This is a genomic window from Pseudomonas coronafaciens pv. oryzae str. 1_6 (assembly GCF_000156995.2).
Classification (GTDB): Bacteria; Pseudomonadota; Gammaproteobacteria; order Pseudomonadales; family Pseudomonadaceae; genus Aquipseudomonas; species Aquipseudomonas tremae.
This window is the reverse complement of sequence record NZ_CP046035.1, coordinates 790,370-813,107: the sequence shown is the minus strand read 5'-3', so window position 1 is coordinate 813,107 and position 22,738 is coordinate 790,370. Positions and strand designations below refer to the sequence as shown.

At 58.9% G+C, this 22,738-nt stretch carries 2 protein-coding genes and 2 pseudogenes; 2 read left to right on the top strand and 2 right to left on the bottom strand.

The features are described 5' to 3' along the window. Nucleotides 1-82: 82 nt before the first annotated feature. Together POR16_RS03615 and POR16_RS03610 are read right to left on the bottom strand one after the other, a co-directional pair. On the bottom strand, nt 83-20,062 hold the full coding sequence (locus POR16_RS03615; RefSeq protein WP_154897045.1) for a non-ribosomal peptide synthetase: 19,980 nt from the start codon (nt 20,060-20,062) through the stop codon (nt 83-85). Nucleotides 20,063-21,015: 953 nt separating this feature from the next. Beyond that, a pseudogene (locus tag POR16_RS03610) lies at nt 21,016-21,865 on the bottom strand (IS5 family transposase). Nucleotides 21,866-21,926: 61 nt separating this feature from the next. Between POR16_RS03610 and POR16_RS26505 the strand changes: the two are divergent. Both POR16_RS26505 and POR16_RS03605 read left to right on the top strand, forming a co-directional pair. Beyond that, nucleotides 21,927-22,146, top strand: a pseudogene (locus tag POR16_RS26505) (type II toxin-antitoxin system RelE/ParE family toxin). 328 nt (nt 22,147-22,474) lie between these two features. Next, nucleotides 22,475-22,726 (top strand): type III effector, encoded by a 252-nt coding sequence (locus POR16_RS03605; protein ID WP_005906196.1) that lies wholly within the window; start codon nt 22,475-22,477, stop codon nt 22,724-22,726. The last annotated feature ends 12 nt before the right edge of the window (nt 22,727-22,738 follow it).

Sequence of the window (22,738 nt, the reverse complement as noted above, 5' to 3'; positions counted from 1 at the left end):
TGCAACCAGAGGGCATCATTCTAGCCAAAGCGACTTTTCAGACAAACCTTAGGGCTTCGGGTGATGGCAAAAAAAAGTCACACTAAACTAAACTGGTTTTGGCTGCCCCCTTATTGGTGACTACCTCAAGGATCGCCCGTCCCAGAGCACGAATGTCGGGTTCTTTCAAAATAGAGTGATGAGTTCCCCTGACGGAGATGATTTGCAGTTGCTCCTTGGGGATAAGCCCCCCCCAACCAATGCTGATATCACTGCGACTTTCTCCGGTCGCCGAGAATAAAGTGAGGCGTGTCGGTAGCGCTGGCGGAACGTAACGGTAGAGGGCCAGACCGATACTGTGGATCAGTGCCAGGTATCTTTTTGCGAGATCACTATCTATCCCTTCGGGAAGCAGACCTTGAACTTGCGTATAAGCCAATAAGGCCTCGAAATCCCGAGCAGCAGCCAGGTGGCTGACAGCCCCGTGACGTGCATCAGGGGACAAAAGCCTCAACAAGGCTTCGATCTCAGGCGTCTCATAGGGATGAGCGTGTTCAACCTCCTGCGCATTAAACAAATGCCTATAGTCACTGGTGGTGTCGATAAGCCCGAGAAACTCTACTGTAGCACCGGCCCCTATCAACTGATGGGCAATTTCATAGGCGATCGTTCCCCCGGCAGACCAACCGGCGACGCGATACGGCCCATCCGGCTGTATATGGCGGATACCCTGAATGTAGCGTGAGGCCATTGCCTCGATAGTGGTGAGGTGCTCCTCTCCGATTTGCAGTCCGCTCGCCGAAAAGCCATACACCGGGATATCAGAGGAAATTTGCTTCGCCAGCTGTTGGGCATAACCAATATCCCCTGAGCCTTCATGAATGAGGAACAAGGGGTATTGAGTCCCCTCTTTGCGAATGGTGGTTAGATTCGGATGAAGAGACTTGTTCAAACCACTAAGACAAGACGCGGCAAGTTCACAGATTGTCGGATGCAGGAACAGATCGCCCAATGCCACTTCGACCTCGAAACGCTCACGTAGGGACGAAACCAGTTGCACCGCCAGTAACGAATGCCCGCCCAGTTCAAAAAAATGGTCATGGCGACCCATCCGCTCCAGCCCCAGCAACGCCTTCCAGATCTCTGCCAGCGCATGCTCGATTTCACCTACCGGCGCCTCGTAACCACGACTGGCATAAGCGTCGTCTTCCGGCGCCGGCAATGCCCGTCGATCCAGCTTGCCGTTCGGCGTTAGCGGGAAACTCTCCAGCGTTACAAAGGTACTCGGAATCATGTATTCGGCCAGCCCTTGCGACAGTTGCTCGCGCAACTGCGTCGCCGACAACACGGCACCTTCATGCGCTGTCAGATACGCCACCAGGCGTTTGTCTCCGGGACTGTGCTCGCGCGCCAGTACCACTGCCTCCCTGACCCCGAGACAAGCCGCAAGCTGCGACTCGATCTCGCCCAGTTCGATACGGTAGCCCCGGAGCTTGACCTGATCGTCGTTACGCCCCAGGTACTCGATATTGCCGTCCGCCAGCCAGCGCCCCAGATCACCGCTCCTGTACATCCGCGCCGCCGGCCCTGCACTGAACGGATCCTCCAGGAAACGCTCCGCCGTCAATTCCGGTCGATTCAAATAACCGCGGGCGACCCCTACTCCGCCGATATAAATCTCGGCGCTGATCCCGATGGGCACTGGCTGGCCGTGCATATCCAACAGGTAAATCCGTGTATTCGCTATCGGACGGCCGATCGGAACGATCCCGATCTCCTGCTCTGCCACGTAATGCCATGCAGTGACGTCAATGGCTGCTTCGGTGGGTCCATAAAGATTATGCAACTCGCTTTTCGGGAAATGCGCCTGGCTTTGCAATTGCAAAGTATGCGGCAGTGTTTCTCCACTGCAAATTACTCGCTTGAGCGTCGAACACCGCCCTGCTGGCGTCTGATTGACAAAGGCCTGCAGCATGGAAGGAACGAAGTGCAGCATGCTAATGCTTCGGCGCTCGATCACTTCCATCAGGTAGTGAGGGTCTTGATGGCCTCCGGGGCGGGCCATGACCAGCTGTGCTCCGGCAAGCAGAGGAAGAAAGATCTCCCAGACCGATACATCGAAGCCGAATGGAGTCTTCTGCAAGACACAATCGTCGGCCCCGAGCTGGTATTCACTCTGCGCCCACCACAACCGGTTTACGACGCCGTTATGCTGGTTGGCCACACCTTTGGGTTTACCAGTGGAACCTGAGGTATACATCACATAGGCCAGGTGCTGCGGCTTGATGGTCGGCACCACGGGATTATGATCAGCCTCAACCTCCCAGTCGCCTTCTTGCAGATCAAGCATCGGCACCGCCAACTCGCCCAACAACATCCGGGTTTCGCCCTGCAACAGCAACCCCACCGGCGCACTGTCTTCCAGCATATAGCGCAACCGCTCTGGCGGATATCCAGGGTCCAGCGGCACATACGCACCGCCCGCCTTCAAAATTCCCAGCAAGCCCACCACCATTTCCAGACTGCGCTGAACACAGATCGCCACCCGATCGTCCGGCTGGACACCCAGGCCGATCAGATAATGTGCCAGTCGATTCGCCCGCACATTCAGTTCGCCATAGGTCAGGCTTCCGGCTTCATCGACCACCGCCAGGGCATCCGGATGTTGTGCCACCCGCTCCTCGAACAGTTGATGAAGCAGCTTGTCCGCCGGGTAGGCCGCCGCCGTATCGTTGAACGTCTCCAGCACCTGCCGACGTTGCGCGCAGGACAGCAGCGGTAGTTTTCCGACCGGCTGCTGGTCATCCGCCACCATCCCTTCCAGAAGCACCTGCAAATGCCCCGCCATCCGATCGATCGTCGCACGCTCGAACAGATCGCTCGCGTATTCCAGAGAACCGAGCAACCCACCCTTCGCCTCGACAAGTGAAAGCGACAGGTCGAACTGGGCTGTCGTGTGCGGCGTTTGCAGCGGCTCCAGGCTCAGCTCCGGCAGGCTGAGTTCGCCGCCGCCCGGGGTGTTGTTCAGCGCCAGCATGACCTGGAAGATCGGGCTATGGCCCAGGCTGCGCGGTGGCTGCAACGCCTCCACCACCTGCTCGAACGGCAGGTCCTGATGCGCATGCGCCGCCAGCATGACCGCCTTGACCTGCTCCAGCAACGCCGCCACGCTCAGGCTCCCTTCCGGCCGGATGCGCAGCGCCAGTGTGTTGACGAAGAAGCCGATCAGCGACTCCAGTTCGCTACGCGGACGATTTGCCACCGGTGTGCCGATCACCACGTCATCCTGCCCGCTGAACCGGCTCAACAGACTCGACCACCCCGCCAGCAATGTCATGAACAGCGTCGCACCATGACGCTGACCCAACTGTCGCAGCCCTGCCGTTAATGCTGGGCCCAGGGCCAGACTCACCCGCCCGCCCGCGTAACTGCGCAATGGTGGCCGGCGGTGGTCGGTGGGCAGCTCCAGCAGGGCCGGAGCTCCGCTCAGGTGTTGCCGCCAGAAGTCGACCTGCGTTTGCAGGGTTTCGCCCTGCAACCACTCCCGCTGCCACGCGGCATAGTCGACATACTGGAAGGCCAGTGCCGGCAGAGGATCGGCCAGCCCCTGGCTGAAGGCGCGGTACAACGTACCGATTTCCTGCAGCAGAACGCCCGTCGACCAACCGTCCGAAACGATATGGTGCTGCGTCACCAGCAGGACGTGCTCTGTCTCCGACAGTTGCACAAGCCGCCCACGAATCAGCGGACCACTCGACAAGTCGAACGGTGCAACCGACTCCTCGCGAGCGAGCCGCTCGACCGCCTCGTGCTGCGCCGTGCTGCCCAGAGAGCGCAGGTCGTGGGTAGCCAAGGCAAACCCTTGGGCCGCTGGTGCGATCAACTGTATCGCCTGGCCCTTGTGCAAGACAAAATGGGTGCGCAGGATTTCGTGGCGAGCCACGATGCGGTCCAGCGTGGCTTGCAAGGCGTCGCGATTCAATTGGCCGCGCAAGCGTAGCCCTGCAGCGATGTGATAGGCGGCTCCCGCCGCACGGTCCAGTTGATCGAGGAACCACAAGCGCTGCTGCGACCACGACAACGGCAATGGCAGATTGCGGTCGACCGGCGTCAACGGCGGCTGCGCCGTGAGCCTGGCGTTCGTCACCTGCCGTGCCAGACCTTGTAATGTAGGCTCGGCAAACACATCTCGCAGTGCCACGTCGACTCCGAACTGCCGACGCAGGCGTGAAACCAGTTGCACGGCCAGTAACGAATGCCCGCCCAGTTCGAAGAAGTGGTCATGACGACCCACCCGCTCCAGCCCCAGCAGCGCCCGCCAGATCTCGGCCAGCGCAGGCTCGACTTCACCTGTTGGCGTCTCGTAGCCACGACTGGCATAAGCGTCGTCCTCCGGCGCCGGTAATGCCCTACGATCCAGCTTGCCGCTCGGTGTCAGCGGGAAGCGCGCCAGCGTCACAAAGGCGCTCGGGATCATGTAATCCGCCAGCCCTTGCGAAAGTTGCTCGCGCAACTGCGCCGCCGACAACACCGCGCCTTCCTGTGCTGTAAGGTAGGCCACCAGTCGTTTGTCTCCGGGACTGTGCTCGCGCACCAGTACCACCGCCTCCCTGACCCATGGGCACTCGGACAGTTGTGACTCGATCTCGCCCAGTTCTATACGAAAGCCCCGGATCTTCACCTGATCGTCATTGCGCCCCAGGTACTCGATGTTGCCGTCCGCCAGCCAGCGGCCCAGATCGCCGCTCCTGTACATCCGCGCCGTCGGCTCGGCACTGAACGGGTCCTCGACGAAACGCTCCGCTGTCAGTTCCGGCAGATTCAGATAGCCACGGGCAACGCCTACACCGCCGATATGGATCTCGCCGATGACCCCGATCGGTACCGGTTGGCCGTATGCATCCAACAGGTAAATCTGTGTGTTCGATATCGGACGGCCTATCGGAAGCGAGTGGCCGGCTTGAACAGCGCTGTCGCACAGGTAAAAAGTAGAGTCAGCCGCCACTTCCGACGAACCGTAGAAGTTCAGTATCGTGGCCGAAGGTAACCACGCGCGAGTGCGAGCAAGCAGGGAGGACGAAAAAACCTCGCCACTGCAAACGATCAGCCGCTTTTCTTGCGAAACTTGCCGGTTCTCCATCCTCGACAACTCTTCCAACAGTGACGGGACAAGAACCAGACGGGTCAATTGATGCTCTGTAACCGCCTGCCATAACTTTACCGGATCCATGGAGGCCAACGGCGACACGATATACAATTGCGCACCAAACAGTAAGGGCGTCAGCGTTTCGCTCAACGAATCGAGAAAACTGATCGACGTTTTTTGTGCATGCTTTTCGAATCGCTGACCATCGAAAGTGCTATGCATCCAGTAAAGACGGTTAACCATGCCCTGATGTGAGCCGCCCACGCCTTTCGGTTTACCGGAGGAGCCTGAGGTGTAAAGCACATAGGCCAGGTGCTGCGGCTTGATGGTCGGCACCACGGGATTGTGTTCAGCCTCAACCTCCCAGTCGCCTTCTTGCAGATCAAGCATCGGCACCGCCAACTCGCCCAACAACATCCGGGTTTCGCCCTGCAACAGCAACCCCACCGGCGCACTGTCTTCCAGCATATAGCGCAACCGCTCTGGCGGATATCCAGGGTCCAGCGGCACATACGCACCGCCCGCCTTCAAAATTCCCAGCAAGCCCACCACCATTTCCAGACTGCGCTGAACACAGATCGCCACCCGATCGTCCGGCTGGACACCCAGGCCGATCAGATAATGTGCCAGTCGATTCGCCCGCACATTCAGTTCGCCATAGGTCAGGCTTCCGGCTTCATCGACCACCGCCAGGGCATCCGGATGTTGTGCCACCCGCTCCTCGAACAGTTGATGAAGCAGCTTGTCCGCCGGGTAGGCCGCCGCCGTATCGTTGAACGTCTCCAGCACCTGCCGACGTTGCGCGCAGGACAGCAGCGGTAGTTTTCCGACCGGCTGCTGGTCATCCGCCACCATCCCTTCCAGAAGCACCTGCAAATGCCCCGCCATCCGATCGATCGTCGCACGCTCGAACAGATCGCTCGCGTATTCCAGAGAACCGAGCAACCCACCCTTCGCCTCGACAAGTGAAAGCGACAGGTCGAACTGGGCTGTCGTGTGCGGCGTTTGCAGCGGCTCCAGGCTCAGCTCCGGCAGGCTGAGTTCGCCGCCGCCCGGGGTGTTGTTCAGCGCCAGCATGACCTGGAAGATCGGGCTATGGCCCAGGCTGCGCGGTGGCTGCAACGCCTCCACCACCTGCTCGAACGGCAGGTCCTGATGCGCATGCGCCGCCAGCATGACCGCCTTGACCTGCTCCAGCAACGCCGCCACGCTCAGGCTCCCTTCCGGCCGGATGCGCAGCGCCAGTGTGTTGACGAAGAAGCCGATCAGCGACTCCAGTTCGCTACGCGGACGATTTGCCACCGGTGTGCCGATCACCACGTCATCCTGCCCGCTGAACCGGCTCAACAGACTCGACCACCCCGCCAGCAATGTCATGAACAGCGTCGCACCATGACGCTGACCCAACTGTCGCAGCCCTGCCGTTAATGCTGGGCCCAGGGCCAGACTCACCCGCCCGCCCGCGTAACTGCGCAATGGTGGCCGGCGGTGGTCGGTGGGCAGCTCCAGCAGGGCCGGAGCTCCGCTCAGGTGTTGCCGCCAGAAGTCGACCTGCGTTTGCAGGGTTTCGCCCTGCAACCACTCCCGCTGCCACGCGGCATAGTCGACATACTGGAAGGCCAGTGCCGGCAGAGGATCGGCCAGCCCCTGGCTGAAGGCGCGGTACAACGTACCGATTTCCTGCAGCAGAACGCCCGTCGACCAACCGTCCGAAACGATATGGTGCTGCGTCACCAGCAGGACGTGCTCTGTCTCCGACAGTTGCACAAGCCGCCCACGAATCAGCGGACCACTCGACAAGTCGAACGGTGCAACCGACTCCTCGCGAGCGAGCCGCTCGACCGCCTCGTGCTGCGCCGTGCTGCCCAGAGAGCGCAGGTCGTGGGTAGCCAAGGCAAACCCTTGGGCCGCTGGTGCGATCAACTGTATCGCCTGGCCCTTGTGCAAGACAAAATGGGTGCGCAGGATTTCGTGGCGAGCCACGATGCGGTCCAGCGTGGCTTGCAAGGCGTCGCGATTCAATTGGCCGCGCAAGCGTAGCCCTGCAGCGATGTGATAGGCGGCTCCCGCCGCACGGTCCAGTTGATCGAGGAACCACAAGCGCTGCTGCGACCACGACAACGGCAATGGCAGATTGCGGTCGACCGGCGTCAACGGCGGCTGCGCCGTGAGCCTGGCGTTCGTCACCTGCCGTGCCAGACCTTGTAATGTAGGCTCGGCAAACACATCTCGCAGTGCCACGTCGACTCCGAACTGCCGACGCAGGCGTGAAACCAGTTGCACGGCCAGTAACGAATGCCCGCCCAGTTCGAAGAAGTGATCTTGACGCCCTGCCCGATCGATACCGAGCAACGCCTGCCAGATCTCCGCCAGCGCAGGTTCGACTTCACCTACAGGCGCCTCGTAATCACGACTGGCATAAGCGTCATCCTGCGGCGCCGGTAATGCCCGTCGATCCAGTTTGCCGTTAGGCGTCAGCGGCCATTCCGACAATTTCATATATGCCGCCGGCACCATGTATTCCGGCAGCCTTGCCAGTAAGGCAGCACGTAACGTCTGCGCCGTAATAGCTTGTTCCGCTTCCGGCATTGTGTAATAAGCCGTCAGGCGCTTTTCACCCGGTGTGTCCTCCCGGGCGATCACTACGGCGTCCTTGATGTTCACGATCTGCCTCAGCTGCATCTCGATCTCGCCCAGCTCGATACGAAAGCCTCGTATCTTGACCTGATCGTCATTGCGCCCCAGGTACTCGATGTTGCCGTCCGCCAGCCAGCGGCCCAGATCGCCGCTCCTGTACATCCGCGCTGCCGGCTCGGCACTGAACGGGTCCTCGACGAAACGCTCCGCCGTCAGTTCCGGCAGATTCAGATAGCCACGGGCAACCCCCGCACCGCCGATATGGATCTCGCCGCTGACCCCGACGGGTACCGGCTGGCCTTGGGCATCCAACAGGTAAATCCGTGTATTGCCGATGGGGCGGCCAATGGGAATCGAGCGCGAATTGTTGGACAGCGCATGGACTTCGTAGGTGCTGGCAAATGTCGTTGTTTCCGTTGGCCCATAGCCATTGATCAGATGCCTGGGCCGATGGGCGCTGGACAAAACCTTCGCAACGTTCACTGGATCGAGCACATCCCCACCGACCAGGAGGTATCGCAGCTTTGAGAAGGCTACGGCGAGTACATCGACATATTCATTGAACAATCCAGCAGTCAACCATAAAGCAGTCACGCCACCTTCAATCAATACATGGTTCAAGCGCGCGGCATTGAGTAGCGTCGCCTGAGACACAACCAACAGTTTCGCGCCATTGAGCAGCGCACTCCAGATTTCCCAGGTCGATGCATCGAAGGCCGTATTGGCGCCGTGCGCAACACAATCATCGGTGGCAATCAAGGCATAAGGATTATTGATAACCAGACTCAGCACACTGCGATGTTCAATCAGCACGCCTTTCGGTCTTCCCGAGGAGCCGGATGTGTACATCACATAAGCCGGCATTCTCGACGTCAGCCCTAAGGCATCAATATCCGGATTGCCGCACGGTAGATCACCGGGCCCGGGGGACAGGTCCACGCTATCCAAAACGACACGCGGCACATTTACCACCGGCAGGCATTCCTGCAGCGCCGCTTGCACCAGCACCGCCACCGGCGCACTGTCTTCCAGCATGTAGCGCAACCGCTCTGGCGGATATCCAGGGTCCAGCGGCACATACGCACCGCCCGCCTTCAAAATTCCCAGCAAGCCCACCACCATTTCCAGACTGCGCTGAACACAGATCGCCACCCGATCATCCGGCTGGACACCCAGGCCGATCAGATAATGTGCCAGTCGATTCGCCCGCACATTCAGTTCGCCATAGGTCAGGCTTCCGGCTTCATCGACCACCGCCAGGGCATCCGGATGTTGTGCCACCCGCTCCTCGAACAGTTGATGAAGCAGCTTGTCCGCCGGGTAGGCCGCCGCCGTATCGTTGAACGTCTCCAGCACCTGCCGACGTTGCGCGCAGGACAGCAGCGGTAGTTTTCCGACCGGCTGCTGGTCATCCGCCACCATCCCTTCCAGAAGCACCTGCAAATGCCCCGCCATCCGATCGATCGTCGCACGCTCGAACAGATCGCTCGCGTATTCCAGAGAACCGAGCAACCCACCCTTCGCCTCGACAAGTGAAAGCGACAGGTCGAACTGGGCTGTCGTGTGCGGCGTTTGCAGCGGCTCCAGGCTCAGCTCCGGCAGGCTGAGTTCGCCGCCGCCCGGGGTGTTGTTCAGCGCCAGCATGACCTGGAAGATCGGGCTATGGCCCAGGCTGCGCGGTGGCTGCAACGCCTCCACCACCTGCTCGAACGGCAGGTCCTGATGCGCATGCGCCGCCAGCATGACCGCCTTGACCTGCTCCAGCAACGCCGCCACGCTCAGGCTCCCTTCCGGCCGGATGCGCAGCGCCAGTGTGTTGACGAAGAAGCCGATCAGCGACTCCAGTTCGCTACGCGGACGATTTGCCACCGGTGTGCCGATCACCACGTCATCCTGCCCGCTGAACCGGCTCAACAGACTCGACCACCCCGCCAGCAATGTCATGAACAGCGTCGCACCATGACGCTGACCCAACTGTCGCAGCCCTGCCGTTAATGCTGGGCCCAGGGCCAGACTCACCCGCCCGCCCGCGTAACTGCGCAATGGTGGCCGGCGGTGGTCGGTGGGCAGCTCCAGCAGGGCCGGAGCTCCGCTCAGGTGTTGCCGCCAGAAGTCGACCTGCGTTTGCAGGGTTTCGCCCTGCAACCACTCCCGCTGCCACGCGGCATAGTCGACATACTGGAAGGCCAGTGCCGGCAGAGGATCGGCCAGCCCCTGGCTGAAGGCGCGGTACAACGTACCGATTTCCTGCAGCAGAACGCCCGTCGACCAACCGTCCGAAACGATATGGTGCTGCGTCACCAGCAGGACGTGCTCTGTCTCCGACAGTTGCACAAGCCGCCCACGAATCAGCGGACCACTCGACAAGTCGAACGGTGCAACCGACTCCTCGCGAGCGAGCCGCTCGACCGCCTCGTGCTGCGCCGTGCTGCCCAGAGAGCGCAGGTCGTGGGTAGCCAAGGCAAACCCTTGGGCCGCTGGTGCGATCAACTGTATCGCCTGGCCCTTGTGCAAGACAAAATGGGTGCGCAGGATTTCGTGGCGAGCCACGATGCGGTCCAGCGTGGCTTGCAAGGCGTCGCGATTCAATTGGCCGCGCAAGCGTAGCCCTGCAGCGATGTGATAGGCGGCTCCCGCCGCACGGTCCAGTTGATCGAGGAACCACAAGCGCTGCTGCGACCACGACAACGGCAATGGCAGATTGCGGTCGACCGGCGTCAACGGCGGCTGCGCCGTGAGCCTGGCGTTCGTCACCTGCCGTGCCAGACCTTGTAATGTAGGCTCGGCAAACACATCTCGCAGTGCCACGTCGACTCCGAACTGCCGACGCAGGCGTGAAACCAGTTGCACGGCCAGTAACGAATGCCCGCCCAGTTCGAAGAAGTGATCTTGACGCCCTGCCCGATCGATACCGAGCAACGCCTGCCAGATCTCCGCCAGCGCAGGTTCGACTTCACCTACAGGCGCCTCGTAATCACGACTGGCATAAGCGTCGTCCTCCGGCGCCGGCAATGCCCGACGATCCAGTTTGCCGTTCGGCGTCAGCGGGAAACTCGCCAGCGTCACAAAGGCGCTCGGGATCATGTGTTCCGTCAACCCTTGCGACAGTTGCTCGCGCAACTGCGCTGCTGACAATACGGCACCTTCCTGCGCCGTCAGGTACGCCACCAGGCGCTTGTCTCCGGGGCTATACTCGCGTGCCAGCACCACCGCTTCCCTGACCCCGGGGCAAACCGCCAGTTGCGACTCGATTTCGCCCAGCTCGACACGAAAGCCCCGGATCTTGACCTGATCATCATTGCGCCCCAGGTACTCGATATTACCGTCCGCCAGCCAGCGGCCCAGATCGCCGCTTCTGTACATCCGCACCGCCGGCTCAGCACTGAACGGGTCATCCAGGAAACGCTCCGCCGTCAGTTCCGGCAGATTGAGATAGCCACGGGCAACCCCCGCACCGCCGATATAAATCTCGCCGCTGACCCCGATGGGCACTGGCTGGCCGTGCACATCCAACAGGTAAATCCGTGTATTCGCGATCGGACGGCCGATCGGAAACACCGAAGACCGATAACAGTCGATATCCTCAACCAGTCTATGCCAGGCCACCACGTCGCTGCACTCCGTGGGCCCATAACTGTTAATGAATTCCGGCCTCGGCTCGGGAAGCATTTCCAATCTGGCGAACTGAACAGGCTCTCCGCCCAGTACCACCCGGCGAATGCTGTCTAGTTGCCTTGAATCGTTTGCATTGATGAGCGCGTTGAACGCACTGGGTGAAAGATTGATGTGGGTAATACGCTCGCGTTGAATCTGCTTCAGCAGCACGTCGGGAATAAAAGCCTCTCTGGCCAGATGCAGCGTTCCACCGACCAACAACGGCCCCAGAATGTTTTTTTGCGTCAGATCGAAGCTATAGGATGAAACAAGCAGTACGGCATCATCGGACGCCAGTTTCAGCTCGTCGAGATACCAGTGCATCAGATTGCGAAAACCCTTTTGCTCAATCAACACGCCCTTGGGTCGGCCGCTTGAGCCTGACGTATAAATCACATAGGCCAGATGATGCGGCTTGACTGCTCGCGCCACTGGATCATAGTCAGCCTCAGACTCCCAGCCCCCGCCTTCCAGGTCGAGCAACGGCACTGCCAACTTGCCTGGCAACGCCCGGGTCATGCGCTGCACTAGTACCGCCGCCGGCGCGCTGTCTTCCAGCATGTAGCGCAACCGCTGCTCCGGATACGTCGGGTCCAGCGGCACATAGGCAGCGCCCGCTTTTAAAACCCCCAGCAAGCCCACCACCATTTCCGGGCTGCGCTCCACGCAGATCGCCACCCGGTCATCCGGCCCGATGCCCAGGCCGATCAGATAATGCGCCAACTGGTTGGCACGCGCATTCAGTTGCGCATAAGTGAATTTGCGCGCCTCGAATACCAGCGCAATCGCTTCTGGCGTCTTTTCCACTTGCGTTTCGAACAACTGATGGACGCAGGTGTCTTGCGGGTAATCCACGGCCGTCGCATTCCACTCCTGAAGCAACTGACGCTCGGCTCGCGGCAGCACGTCCAGACGGCGCAGCAACGACTCGGGATAGTGCTCCAGCGCTTCGACCAGACTCTCCAGCGCCGTCTCCATGTAAGCACATACCCTTTGCGGATCGACCCCCGCCGTGGATTGAACGGTCAGTGCAAAGCCCTCGCCCAGATCGTCCACGGCAAGCGTCAACGGATAGTTGGTCCACTCATTCCAGCCCAAGACCTCGATTTCGCCCCAAGGGCGGTCTGCTTGATCCGATATTTCCGGCTGGGCGCTGTGCCGATAATTCAGCAGCGCGCTGAACAGCGGCAACGACGGGGCAATGGCGCTGCAGCGTTGCGCCAGCGGCAACGACGCATGTTCGTGACCAAGCAGCGCAGTCAGGCGGGCATGCGTGGCCTTCACCCCCTCACTTACGCTTTGCTCACCCACGTTCAAGCACACCGGCAAGGTATTGATGAACATCCCCAACGAGCGGTCGGCACCGTCGCCACCCTGCATCCGCCCCAGCAACACCGTACCGAACACAACCTCTTCCCTGCCCGACGTGCGTCCCAGAACGTGCGCCCACGCCAGATGATGCAGGCTGGCAGCACTCACACCCAGACTCCTGGCTTGCCGACGGATCCTGCCCGCCAGCTCTGCGGGCACTGCCTGCCTGGCTTGCCTTATGTCCCGACCGTCACCCTGCACATCGTGCAAACCGAATGGCAGCGTCGGCTCCGTCACCTGACCGAGCATTTCCTGGAAGAACGCTTCGTGGGCCGCTTGGCTTACTCCCAATCGCGCCTGCGCAACATGGTTACGATAAGGTACCGGCGTCGGCAGTCGCGCTGCCTGCCCCAGCAGATCCGCCTGTACCTCATGTTGCACCACTTCCAGCGCCATGTGGTCCAGCACCATGTGGTGAAACAGCAGAATCGCCACCCAGCGACTATTTGCGTCGTCGTAGGCGTAAGCCATCTTCATCAAGGGGGCTTTTGTCAAATCCAGCCGGCAATGCCTGGGATCGAAGCGCTCCTGAAGTTGCTGTTCGATGTCTCCGTCAGCCGCCTTCAGTTCCAATGCTTCCACGGCCAATGGCGCTTCACGCCAGACTATCTGGACCGGCTCGTCCAGCCCCTCCCACAGCACCGCCGTTCTCAAGATGTCATGCCTGGCAATCACGCCCTGAAGTGCCCGCACGAAAGCCTTCAGGTGGTCTTCGCTTGGCAGCGCAAAACGCGTATTCAGCAAATAGGGGTCACCCTCTAGCGACGCAAGGTGGTGGAACAACACCCCTTCCTGCAGTGGCGCCAGTGCGTAGATATCCTGGACGTTCGCCGTACCGCCCGGCACAGTACTCACAATTCGCTCGATGGCGTCCTCGCTGAGGTCTGCGAGCGGCAACATCGACGGGGTAATTCGTGTGCACCCGACCACGATTCCGTTGGCGGGCACCTCCACCTCATGACCGTTACCCAAAACCTCGGCAAACGCCGAAAGAGTCGGCTGAGCAAACAGCATCCGTACATCCGCCGACAGTCCCGCTTGACGCATCCGGCCCATCAGACTGACGGCCAATAGCGAATGCCCGCCCAGTTCGAAGAAATGATCGTGGCGCCCTACCCGTTCGACATCAAGCAGCTCCTGCCAGATTTCGGCAAGCGCCATCTCCACCTTCCCGCGAGGCGCTTCGTAGCCGCGGCTCACATAAGCATCACCCTCCGGCGCGGGCAGCGCCCGGCGATCCAGCTTGCCGTTAGGTGTCAGCGGCCACCCCGACAATTTCACATACGCCGCCGGCACCATGTACTCAGGGAGACTCGCCTGCAAGGCCGCACGTAGCGTCTGCACTGCAATAATCTCTTTCGCTTCCCTCGTCGTGTAATAAGCGATCAGGCGTTTCTCACCCGGCGTGTCCTCCTGGGCAACCACCACAGCCTCTCCGACACCAGCACACCCAGCCAGATGCGCTTCAATGTCGCCCAGCTCGATACGGAACCCACGGAGTTTGACCTGATCGTCGTTGCGTCCCAGATACTCGATATTACCGTCTGCCAGCCAACGCCCCAGATCGCCGCTCCTATACATCCGCGCCGTCGGGTCGTTACTGAAACGGTCTTTCACGAATCGCTCCGCGGTCAGCGCATCACGATTCAAATAGCCGCGAGCGAGCTGTATACCCGCGATGTAAATCTCGCCGCGCACGCCAACCGGGACCGGTTGCATATGCGGGTCCAACAGATACAGCCGGGTATTGGCGACGGGCCGGCCAATCGGCACGATCCCCGTATGCAGGTCGGGCACGCAGTGCCAGTAGGTGACGTCGACAGCGGCTTCAGTAGGGCCATACAGGTTATGCAATTGCACATGCGCAAAGCGTTGCTCGAAGTGCTTTTGCAAACTATAGGGCAACGCCTCGCCGCTACAGAACACCTGCCGCAATGTGCTACATGCCAGCGGGCCAACCTGATTGAGGAAGCTCTGCAACATGGAGGGTACAAAATGCAATATCGTCACTCCCGAGCCTGCGATCAACTCGGCCAGATACTCGGGGTCCTGATGGCCTGCCGGACGTGCGATCACCAATTGCGCACCGGCGAGCAAAGGAAGAAAAAACTCCCAGACCGACACGTCAAACCCGAACGGTGTCTTCTGCAAGAAGCGGTCTTCGCGACTCAGCCGATAGTGGTCCTGCGCCCATAACAGGCGGTTCACAATGGCGCAATGCTCAATCATCACGCCCTTGGGCTGGCCGGTCGAACCCGAGGTATAGATCACATAAGCCAGGTGCTGTGGCGTGACCGTCGACAACACGCGATCATGCTCAGCTTCAGCCGCCCAGTTCGCGCTTTGCAGATCCAGCACCGGCATCGCCAGCGCACCCAGCAGCTCCCGGGTTTCGGGCTGCACCAGCACCGCCACCGGCGCGCTGTCCTCCAGCATGTAACACAACCGCTCCAGCGGATACCCAGGGTCCAGCGGCACATATGCACCGCCAGCCTTCAGGATCCCCAGCAAGCCCACCACCATCTCCACACTGCGTTCCACACAGATCGCCACGCGGTCGTCGGCAACAATGCCCAGTGACAGCAAGACATGAGCAACCTGATTACTGCGTTTGTTGAGATCGGCGTAAGTCACTCGTTCGTCGCCGCATACCAGCGCAAGCGCTTGCGGCTGCTGCTGCTGCGCTTGCTGTTCGAAAAGCTGATGGAGCAATAAATCCTGTCGCAAGGCCTGGTGTGTTGCGTTGAACTCGACAAGTACTTGCCGGCGTTCGGTTTCGCCCAAGAGCTTGATCGCTCCGACTACCTGGCGCTCGTTCTCGACCATTGCACGCAGCACCCGTTCCAGATACGCCACGTAGCTTTGCGCCGTATCTCTGTCGAACAGCGCCGTCGCATATTCCAGCGAACCGACGATCCGGCCCTCTACCTCCGCCAAGTCGAGCGACACATCGTACTTGGTGGTGCGTACTACCGAATCCAGCAGCGTCAGCTCCAGCCCGTCGATCGCGAGTTCCGCCGTCGGCATGTTCTGCCACGACAGCATCGCCTGGAAAAGCGGGCTATGGGACAAGCTGCGCACCGGCTTGAGCAACTCCACCACCTGCTCGAACGGCAGATCCTGGTGTTCATACGCCGCCAGCGTGCAGGCCTTGACTCGACTCAGCAATGCCTCGACCGTCGGGTCGTCTGACACATCTACCCGCAACGCCAGGGTGTTGGCAAAAAAACCGATCAGGCCCTCGACCTCCGCGCTCATCCGGTTCGCCACCGGCGAACCGATTACCACCTCATCCTGCCCTGACAAACGACTCAATACCGTTGCCCAGCCCGCCAGTAGTGTCATGAAAAGAGTGGTGCCGTGCCGCCGACTCAACGTCTTGAGCTCATTGCTCAGCGTCGCATCCAGCACCACAGCTACCGACGCACCCGTATAGTCCTGTTGCGCAGGACGTACACGGTCAGCGGGCAACATCAGCAATGCCGGCGCATCGAGCAGAGCCGTCTGCCAGTAAGTGCTTTGCTTGTGCAATACCTCGCCGCTCAACCAACTTCGTTGCCACATCGCGTAGTCCGCGTACTGAATCAACAACGGCGGCAACGGGGCTGCCTCATCTTGGCAACCGCTCGCGTAGAGCGCTCCCAACTCGCGCGTCAAAATGCCCATCGACCAGCCATCCGATACGATGTGGTGCATGGTCAACAGCAGCACATGCTCTTCATCGCTCAGACGAACCAGGCTCCCTCGAATCAGCGGTCCCTGCTGAAGATCGAAGCGCCTAATGGCTTCTTCGTCCACCAGTCGTGCCAACTCACGCGAGCCATCGGCATGCGTCGTGAGATCGTACTTGCGCAAGGGGCAGCCTGTTTCCTCGGGATGTATGCGCAGCACCACGGACTGGTCCGCGGTCTGCTGGACAAACGTTGTGCGCAGTACTTCGTGACGCGCCACTATCCGGTTCAACGATCGTTGCAAGGCGGGCTCATCCAGCGCGCCGAGTATGCGCAGCCCCGCCGGTATGTGGTAAGCAACGCTGGCACCTTCCATCTGGGCCAGAAACCACTGCCGTTGCTGAGCAAACGACAGCGGCAATGGCATCTCTCGTGAGACTGGCGCAATCTGCGGCAGCGCGTTGCTTTGTGCCTGCTCAACCACGCAGGCAAGCGCCTCGAGCTGCGGATGTGCGAATAACTCGGCCAATCGCAACTCTACGTTCAAACGCTGTCGGACCAGGGAGATCAGTCTCATCGCCAGCAACGAATGCCCACCCAGCTCGAAGAAGTGATCGTGGCGCCCTGCCCGATCGATACCGAGCAGCTCTTGCCAGATATCCGCCAGTGCACGTTCGACTTTGCCTGCCGGCGCCTCGTAGTCACCACTGGCGTAAGCGTCGTCCCCCGGCGTCGGCAATGCCCGCCGGTCCAGCTTGCCATTGGGCGTCAGCGGCCATTCCGACAATTTCACATACGCTGCCGGCACCATGTATTCAGGCAGCCTCGCCTGCAAGGCAGTACGCAATGTCTGCGCCGTAATCGCCTGTTTCGCTTCCTGCTGTGTGTAATACGCCGTCAGACGCTTCTCGCCCGGCGTGTCCTCTCGGGCAACCACCACCGCTTCCCTGATGTTCGCTATCTGTTTCAGCTGCGTCTCGATCTCGCCCAGTTCGATACGCAAGCCTCGTATCTTGACCTGATCGTCGTTGCGCCCCAAGTATTCGATATTACCGTCCGCCAGCCAGCGCCCCAGATCGCCGCTCCTGTACATCCGCGCTGCCGGCTCGGCACTGAACGGATCCTCGACGAAACGCTCCGCCGTCAGTTCCGGCAGATTCAGATAGCCACGGCCAACCCCCGCACCGCCGATATGGATCTCGCCGCTGACCCCAATGGGTACTGGCTGGCCGTGGGCATCCAACAGATAAACCTGCGTATTGGCTATAGGACGGCCTATGTGCAATACCGACTGTGTTGCATCGATCAGACCGGATGTCGCCACAACCGTTGTCTCGGTCGGACCATAGTTGTTGATCAGCGCGACCTGACTATCCGGATTGGGAAACCGACGCAACCGGTCTCCGCCAATCAGCAACGTTTGCAGCGTGGCCGGTTCGATCTCTTGGGTGAATGCCATCTCGGCAACCGGCGTAGGCAGGAAGCTCACATCCAGATCTTGCCGACGCCACCACCACAGCAGTGCATCCACATCGTTGCCAAGCGCTTGTCCAGGCAGCAGCGACAGGCTGGCTCCCACACACAAAGCTGGCCATATTTCCCAGGCGCAGGCATCGAAACCGACTCCCGCCACGCTCGAAACGCGATTGTGATGGGTCAGATCGAATGCATCGCAGTGCCAAGCCACCAGGTTAACGAGATTGCGATGCTCAATCATCACGCCCTTGGGTTGGCCGGTCGAACCCGAGGTATAGATCACATAAGCCAGGTGCTGTGGCGTGACTGTCGGCGACACGCGATCAAGCTCGGCCTTAACCGCCCAGTTCGCGCTTTGCAGATCCAGCACCGGCATCGCCAGCGCACCCAGCAGCTCCCGGGTTTCGGGCTGCACCAGCACCGCCACCGGCGCGCTGTCCTCCAGCATGTAGCGCAACCGCTCCAGCGGATACCCAGGGTCCAGCGGCACATATGCACCGCCAGCCTTCAGGATCCCCAGCAAGCCCACCACCATCTCCACACTACGTTCCACACAGATCGCCACGCGGTCGTCGGCAACAATGCCCAGTGACAGCAAGACATGAGCCACCTGGCTGCTGCGTCTGTTGAGGTCCGCGTAAGTCACACACTCGTCGCCGCACACCAGTGCAAGCGCTTGAGGCTGCTGCTGCGCTTGCTGTTCGAAAAGCTGATGGACCAATAGATCCTGCTGCAATGCCTGATGTGTTGCGTTGAACTCGACGAGCACTTGCCGGCGCTCGGTTTCGCCCATCAGCGCAAGCTGGCTAATCGGTGTTGAGTCATGAGCGGCAACCAACTTCAGGAGCAGCGTAATGCGGTCCCGAATCCGTTCAATTTCGTCTTGGCCAAAGCAGGTCAGATTGAAGTTAAAGTCAACGACAATGTCATCGTCTGAATAGTAATCGCAGATAGCGATTGAGAGTGGCGTCTGATCGAAGCCGCTGTACATCCTGATCGCCTGCGCAGGGGAGCCGCCAAAGATAAAGTCCGCGTCAAATTTTTCGAATGAAAGCGTGATATCGAAGATCTGCTTGCGCCTGGAATGCCCAATATTGAGGGCGCGATTCAGTTCCGCGATTGGAAAATGCTCATGGCGGTAGCAGCGTCGCAATTCGGCGGCCACATTGCCCATCAATTCGAGCAGGGAGCGATTGGGGTCGACCCGTACGCCGATCGGAATAACGGAAGAAAACATACCGATCGTCTTTTTCTGACAGGCCGTCGTGCGGTTATGCAGGGGCATGCCGATGATGACCTCTTCAGCATCACCAACACGTGAAAAATAGGCGCCTACGGCGGCAAAGAATATCGCGACAGGAGAAAGGTCATGCTCGGTGGCAACGGCGACCAGGGCATTGAACAGGTCACGCTTTATCGTCGAGCGAATATGACCGCTCTTGCACATTGAACCCACGGCATGATCGCCGGACCACTGCAGCAGAGGTGGCGGCAGTTGTGTATAGCGTTCGCGCCAAAACGCCCTGTCGCGCTCCAGGCGCGACGAACTCAGATAGGCCTTGTCTTTGATCAGGAAGTCGCTGTAGGAAGGGGCTTCCTCGAGCTCGTCGATGCCCGCCAACAAATTATTGTAGGCTTTCTCCACTGCATGGCAGAACAGCGTTACCCCTGCGCCATCCATGACCAAATGATGGCACCGCCCCAGCCAGTAATGATGGGATGCACTGCACCGTACGAGCTGCACCTCCCAAAGAATGCCTTCCAAGGGATTGAACGGTCGGGAAAATGATTGTTGAAGGTATTCCAGCGCTCGCTCGACACTGTCAACGTAGTCTGAAAAATCGACGAGTGCGAGTCTGATATCGACAGATGGCAGCACCCTCTGCCTGGCTATATCGCCCTCATGGAACAAGGCAAGCCGTAGTGCATCGTTATGCTTGGCAACCAGATTGATAGCCTTCTCGAACATCGGAATATCGAGATCACCATTGATCTCCAGTCTCATGCCAATGTTGTACAGTGGTATGTTCGAATCCGCTATCTGACCGAGCCAGATACCCTGCTGTACAGAGGACAGTTCATACGAGAAATTTGAGTTTTTCGATGCTTTTTGATTTGATGGCTTCATGCGTAAACATCCATGATTTTAATATTCTTCCGGCAGCTGAATGATGATGTTCGCGGCCCTACCGAATTCCTGTAGTGCTGGCCAAGTTTCATACAGAGATGGGTAGTTACAGCACAATTTTTCGCAGATGAACTGGGTGTCAGAACCTAGGAAGGTTCTGAAGTAGCCATCAGCTTTTGTTCAGCTTTTGACCTAAGATTTAAAAAACTTCCTTACTTTCAGATAATCAGACTTTCCCCGTGTTTAACTCATTAATTTTTGTCGATTAGCACCTTCCCAAGACGTTTTTCGTATTTAGGTGCAGGTTTCCCATCCTAAGCAGCTCTTTCGCACCATCCAAATATTAGACTGGGTAAATAGCGCGGCCTGTTGCCCGGTGGTTTTAGCCCAACCGCGGAGCCGCAACTTTGTGTACGCAAACTGGCACTTGATCACGCAGAACGAATGCTCGACTTTGCGGACACCTCCACGATCCAACTTGTCTCACCACGCTTTTAGCGGCTCGGACGTACCGCATCGGCCAGCTAATTTGACAATCCTGATGTTCCTGACACTTGTCCACGGCGGTGTAACCCGCATTACCGCTTATCCCGCCTGCTTACTCATGCTTCGTGCGCAACACGGCCGTCGACAGAACTGCCATACGTCCCCATTCGCATTTCGGACATTGAGGCTTGACCAGAACGCTCTTTAGGGACTTGCTTACGTTTGCCAGCATAATCGGCGTCGGGGAATATCATCTGCGTCCTTGGTGTGCCTAAGCTGTGGAGATCAAACACTCTGCCAAACCTAGAACAGCTTCATCAGAATGTCCTTAAAACATGTATGTGGCCAAAAATTTGTTATCGGTTCCATGCCATGAACTTTATTTTTAAGTGAACATCATTGGTGTATGCCGTCTTCAAGACGGCGCACGGTGGTTGAAAAAAATCCCATCAGGCAAATCAGCCCGCCTAGGTTTTGTACGAAAAGTATCGCCGCTACAACGTAGGCTGCAGACCAGCGTGACCATGGCTGCGTAGGTTTTGGCCAGCTTGTTGTAGCGAGTGCCGATTCGGCGGTTCTCTTTTAGCCAGCCAAACATCCGCTCAATGATGTTGCGCTCCCGATACTTTGGACGATCAAAGAGTCTGGGCAAGCCAGGCCGGGTTTGCGTGGCATGGCGCGTAGCGGGATCACAGGCTGCATTCGATAACGGTCGCAGTAGTAACGCAGGTGTTCTGCGTCATAGCCGTTGTCAGCCAGTAACCATCTACTGCGCTTTCGCGGTCGCCCCGGCTTACCGAGAATGCGCACCTGATCCAGTAACGGCCGGGCGTGGGCGATATCGCTAGCCTGTCCCGGTGAGAGCATGAAGCGCAATGGCAAGCCATTAGCGTCGCAAACCATATGAATCCTGGTTGTCAGGCCGCCTCGACTTCGCCCCAGAGCATGGTCTAGCGGTTCTTCAGGCCCCCTTTTCCCGGCGTCTGAAGAGGCTCGGGTTGCACGTACCGCCGTGGAGTCGATCATCCAGGTGTCCAGATCAATCAGTCCTTCATGGTTGAGTCGAATGTGCAAGCGTTCCAGCTTCCGGTCGAACGTGCAGTTATCGCGCCAGTCACGAAAACGCTGATACACCGCCGACCAAGGCCCAAAGCGTTCCGGCAGATCACGCCAGGCAGCACCTGAGCACAAAATCCAAAGGATTCCGTGGAGTACCAGACGATCATCGCTACGTGGGCGACCCATTTTCTGCTCGGGAGAAACCAGATCCTTGATCAATTCCCACGATGCGTCGGAGAGTTCGTAAAGCGTTGCCATGCGGGCCTCCAGCCAATCATGGCGGCAACTCTACCCCTACCGACTTTTCGTACAAAACCTAATGGAGTTGAAGTGTACAAGCAAGGTGCTTTCCGACATTATCCGATTGTACGAGTTTTTGGCAGCGGCGAATCAGCCTGCTGCCCAAACATCGTGCAGCAACTAATCTATTGCCATGACTGCGCTGTTGGCCAATACACGCATTGGTGAGCGACTTGAAAAATTTGAACCGAGGGGATTTAAGCCGAATCCATATCAGCTGTCACGAGATGCGCTACTAGATAGTAGATTCGACTAAGTACCTGCTGTGCCTGTGGCACACACGCGATGACAGGTAACTGAAGCCCTACAAAGACTCGTAATAACCAATCGGTTGATTTTTCCCGGACTCTGCGGACTCCTTAAATGCATTTTCTGTTCCATTGCTAACCGAACCACGTTACATGCTGGCGAATTTCAACAGCTTGCCAGAGAGCAAATATTTCCCAGTAGGCTAGGAACTGCAAGCTGGTGCGGCTCCACTAAAACCTCCGTCCTCTCCACAAGCGTAAAAATGAGGACTGCAGGCCTGCTCCTGCACCGTGATTTTTTTGACAAAGAGGTTTTTCAATGAATCGCATTTCAACCAGCTCAGTAAATTCCAGCTTCAATTACACGGCCCCTACGAAGGAAGCGCAAAACCGCTTCGCCTCAGCGCCCGACAATTCCCCTCTAGTTGCCACCACAACATCTATCACCCAAACCCTCGTGCAGCCTGGTCGACTCGATAAAAACCACCGTCTGATGGACTCCAAAATCATCAATTTTTCAGTCGCATTTAATCTCGGTCGGACGCGCTCGATTGCTGGTGGCAGTGCATGAATGCAGGGTCTT